At 50.8% G+C, this 3,465-nt stretch carries 6 protein-coding genes; 5 read left to right on the forward strand and 1 reads right to left on the reverse strand.

Going from position 1 to position 3,465, the window contains the following annotated elements; all coding sequences use genetic code 11:
- Positions 1 to 4 precede the first annotated feature (4 nt).
- Complete coding sequence (locus A1332_RS08200; RefSeq protein ID WP_064008014.1) at positions 5 to 1,006, reverse strand: DNA-binding protein; 1,002 nt, start codon at positions 1,004 to 1,006, stop codon at positions 5 to 7.
- Positions 1,007 to 1,197: 191 nt separating this feature from the next.
- Between A1332_RS08200 and A1332_RS08205 the strand changes: the two genes are divergently transcribed.
- The 5 genes from A1332_RS08205 (at position 1,198) to A1332_RS08225 (ending at position 3,307) form a co-directional block, all read left to right on the forward strand.
- Entirely contained in the window at positions 1,198 to 1,488 is a 291-nt protein-coding gene (locus tag A1332_RS08205; protein ID WP_064008015.1) for a hypothetical protein, read from the forward strand.
- Entirely contained in the window at positions 1,478 to 1,726 is a 249-nt protein-coding gene (locus A1332_RS08210) for an AbrB/MazE/SpoVT family DNA-binding domain-containing protein (RefSeq protein WP_064008016.1), read from the forward strand. The genes A1332_RS08205 and A1332_RS08210 overlap by 11 nt, the downstream gene beginning before the upstream one ends.
- Complete coding sequence (gene mazF, locus A1332_RS08215; protein ID WP_064008017.1) at positions 1,726 to 2,064, forward strand: endoribonuclease MazF; 339 nt, start codon at positions 1,726 to 1,728, stop codon at positions 2,062 to 2,064. The genes A1332_RS08210 and mazF overlap by 1 nt, the downstream gene beginning before the upstream one ends.
- A gap of 196 nt (positions 2,065 to 2,260) precedes the next feature.
- Positions 2,261 to 2,773 carry a hypothetical protein gene (locus A1332_RS08220; RefSeq protein WP_064008018.1) on the forward strand — a complete coding sequence of 171 codons (513 nt, stop codon included), beginning with the start codon at positions 2,261 to 2,263 and terminating at the stop codon, positions 2,771 to 2,773.
- Between the two features lie 21 nt (positions 2,774 to 2,794).
- The gene (locus A1332_RS08225) at positions 2,795 to 3,307 is read left to right on the forward strand and encodes a site-2 protease family protein (protein ID WP_157203970.1); all 513 of its coding nucleotides are present in this window, start codon (positions 2,795 to 2,797) and stop codon (positions 3,305 to 3,307) included.
- The last annotated feature ends 158 nt before the right edge of the window (positions 3,308 to 3,465 follow it).

Below are 3,465 nucleotides of genomic sequence, written 5' to 3' on the forward strand. Positions count from 1 at the left end.
CAAATTAATCAGAATACGCATTGGGTTTGGATTTAGTATTTTGTTGCTGAATTAGTGTGGCGATTTGTCCGCGCAAGTCGGCGGCTTCGCCTTCTGCTTTTTTGGCGTCGGCTTTGGCTTCTTTGATTTGGGCGGTCAGTGTGGTGACCTGCCCTACCAGGCTGGCGGCTTCGCCTTCTGCTTTTTTGGCATCCGCTTTGGCGTCTTTGAGTTGCGCCTTTAGCGCGTCCGCTTCGCGGCTCGCGGTATCAAACGCGATTTGCTGGCTGGTAATTTGGTGTCGGGCGCTGTTTAGTTCTTTGGTCGCGGCCTCTTGTTGTTTTTCGAGGTGATCAATCCGCGCTTCCGCACGGGTTGTCCTATCCGTCATGGCTTCCAGTTTGGCGTTGGCTACGGCTGCGGCTTGCTCTGCGGCTTGTTTGGTGGTTTGCAGGTGTTCATTCTGTTGTCTGAGTCGCTCTATTTCCTGCTTTTGCTCTTTGAGCTTTTCGTCACTCGCTTCCTGTTTATTCCGCCCTTGCGCAACTTCGATCCTGGCCTGTTCGGCGGCGTGACGTTCGCGGGCCAATTCGGCCGTCATGCGTTCAATTTCGGTCGCGCGTTCTGCGGCCATCGCGGTGGCTTGGTCGCGGTCGGTGGTGACGATGGTTAGCTGGTTGATCAGTTCGTCGCGTTCGTCTTCGAGTTGTTCACCAGTTGCGGACAGTTCGGCGGCGTCGGCTTGGGCTTGTACAAGTCTGCCCTCAATTTCCGAGCGTGCCGTTGCTGCGGCTTTTTCGATTTCCGCCGCGATGGCCGCGGTTAGGGTGGCGGGTAGTTCCGGGGCGGTGGCGGCGGCTTGCGGCCTGGCGTCTCGCCAGGTTGCTAGATGGCGCTGGATGGTGTTGGGGCTACCGGTGGTTAGTCGATCCCGTATAGAGCGGATGCTAGGTTGTTGGCCAGTGCTGCCAAGGATGGCGTCGGCGACTTGTGCGACTTGTTCGTATGTTATGCCTTGACGTGCCATGGTCGGTTTCTCCTGTTGGTGTATTCTGTAACATATCATAACATAACCGTTATGTATTGTAATGTTATGATACATAAAAAAGGCCGGAACGACGTGTTTAGTTTCAAATGTCGCTACAGGGTTGCAACATCTTAAAAAAGTATCTACAATGTGGCTACATTCCATATCAGCTACACGCAAAGAGGTGAACAATGAATATATCTACCCTTACTAACGCCATCCGCGCCCTCATCAGCGTGTTTATTGGCCTCACTGGTTTAGTTGCCTATCTGTACGAATTAATGCCTGGAACGTTCATGCAGTACCGCCCGGTTTTATTTGTCGCGTATTGTTTGACGGTAAGCGGGATTGTCTGGTTGTACATCATTGGGTATGCGCGATGCCGTACTTTTGCAGGCACCGCCTTGCAACATTTAGACGCCATTCAAGAAGCTATTTCATCGACGAAGAAAGGCGAAAACGAGGGGCAAAATGCACACTGAAATTAAGAAGTGGGGTAATAGTGCCGTGGTCCGATTGCCGGCGGCGATGCTTGCACGGTTAAAGCTGGAGGTTGGCTCGCCGGTCGAGCTTACTGCTGACAACGGCGGGTTTCGTATTGTGCCAACCACTGCTAAGCCTGTTTTTAAGCTGGAGGATTTGGTAGCGGGCATTACTGACGAGAACCGGCATGAGTGTATCGAGTGGGGACCGGACGTGGGACGCGAGGGGGATTACTAGTGGCTGTGTCGTATGTACCTGAGCGCGGCGACTTGGTTTGGATCGCGTTCGATCCGCAAGCGGGGCATGAGCAGGCGGGGCGTCGCCCCGGCCTGGTTATTACGCCACGTACTTATAACGCCAAGGCGGGGCTGGCGTTGATTTGTCCGGTGACAAGCCAGGTTAAGGGCTATCCGTTCGAGGTCGCTTTGCCGGTCGGGGGCCGCGTAACTGGCGTGGTGTTGGCGGATCAGGTTCGAAGTCTGGATTGGGCCGCGCGTCAGGCCGAAAAGGCGTCTAAGGTGGGCGACGTGGTGTTAGCCGAAGTGCTGGCTAAGATCGAGGCTTTAATTCAGTAAAATAATGGTGTGCATATGTCTTCTATTTCTAACGCAAAGTGCTTGGAATTATTGGTTGCGTGTTTATTTGTTCTAGCGTTTGCCTGGCCGGCCTTTACGGGTGTTTCCGTACTTGGTCTATGGGATCAATTGAGCAAAAATATGAGGTCACTGATTGAGTTGAGCATTTTCATTGGTATCGGTGCGATATGCGTGTATGGACATTCTGAAGCTTAGCTATTTGATAGGCGTTTACGATCCCGCTAATGACGATACCTGGCCTTGGCATTTTCAATACGAGTACGGCCAGTATCTTTCCGCTAAACGTCGTGTTTGCGGTCGGGCGCGGGCGGCGGAATTTGCTACTGAGAAAGAGGCGAGGGATTTTTATTTTCTTTGGAAGCATGCGCGGGCTTTTAAGTTCGAACTGATCCCGGTGCAGTATTGGGTGACTGGGCCTGACCCGGTTTATCCGCCGGAACATCCACGGTCGATTCTAAGGGCTATTTTGGCGCATGAGCCGCATTCGGTAAGGGTTACGGCATCGTTTTGGTTTTATGATCAGGATATTCCTACGCTGTATTCAGCCAAAACCCTTAAGAAGCACCGCGAGGCGCTCCTTAAATATGGCATTGATATTGATCAGCCCAGGCCTGCTCACTTGGAAATAAAGCCAGAACAGCCGGTTATTCAGGAGCCTGAAAAGCATGGGCTTAGGATTGTTAAGTGATCGGACTAATTCGAGGCGACCGTGACTGAATATCTATTATTCATGGGTTCATATTTCCAAACACTTACCAATAGTGAATTAGTGGCAATTCTTGTTATCTTGCCAATGGCGTTTACTGTATGCCATGAAGCCGGGCATTACTATGCTGCATATTTATGCGGTGTCGGTAGCGACGAATTTGCGTTAGGGAGAGGGCCGACAATTCTGCGCATTCCAGTATCGTCTGTTGGTTGCAATTTCGCATTCCGGTTGTTCCCGTTTGGCGGCCGTGTCACTTATGGTGAAGGTTACTGGTTATTGAGCTATGCGAAATGTGCGTTATTAGCCGCAGCCGGGTGGCTTGCTGATGTCGTTTTGTGGTTGATGTGTTATTCGATGCAAGTTTTTATCGATACATCTGAGCCTATTTACACATTCATTTTTTTTGTTATTTCAGTGCGTGTTTGCACCGGGCTTTTGCCGGTCACGAGTGACGGTAGAAATACGGTTTACTATCTCTATCTAGCTATCACTAGTCGCAGCGACAAGCACTAGGTTGAGTTCGAGGCGTATTTGTCTAGTATGAATCTTTTATGCCTTACAACAGTAAGCCGGAACCCCAGAAAATTTTGTTAATGTCATTCGATTATTTGTTTTGTTATACGGGGCATTTTTGCTTCGCTTCCGCTACTCAAAAAACGGGATGCCCACTC

The organism is Methylomonas methanica (genome assembly GCF_001644035.1).
Lineage (GTDB): Bacteria > Pseudomonadota > Gammaproteobacteria > Methylococcales > Methylomonadaceae > Methylomonas > Methylomonas methanica_A.

Bases quoted from the DNA above. Each gene is read 5' to 3' on its own strand.
- A1332_RS08220 (WP_064008018.1), top strand. From the start codon at position 2,261: ATGGACATTCTGAAGCTTAGCTATTTGATAGGCGTTTACGATCCCGCT.
- A1332_RS08210 (WP_064008016.1), top strand. From the start codon at position 1,478: ATGCACACTGAAATTAAGAAGTGGGGTAATAGTGCCGTGGTCCGATTG.
- A1332_RS08205 (WP_064008015.1), top strand. From the start codon at position 1,198: ATGAATATATCTACCCTTACTAACGCCATCCGCGCCCTCATCAGCGTG.
- A1332_RS08200 (WP_064008014.1), bottom strand. From the start codon at position 1,006: ATGGCACGTCAAGGCATAACATACGAACAAGTCGCACAAGTCGCCGAC.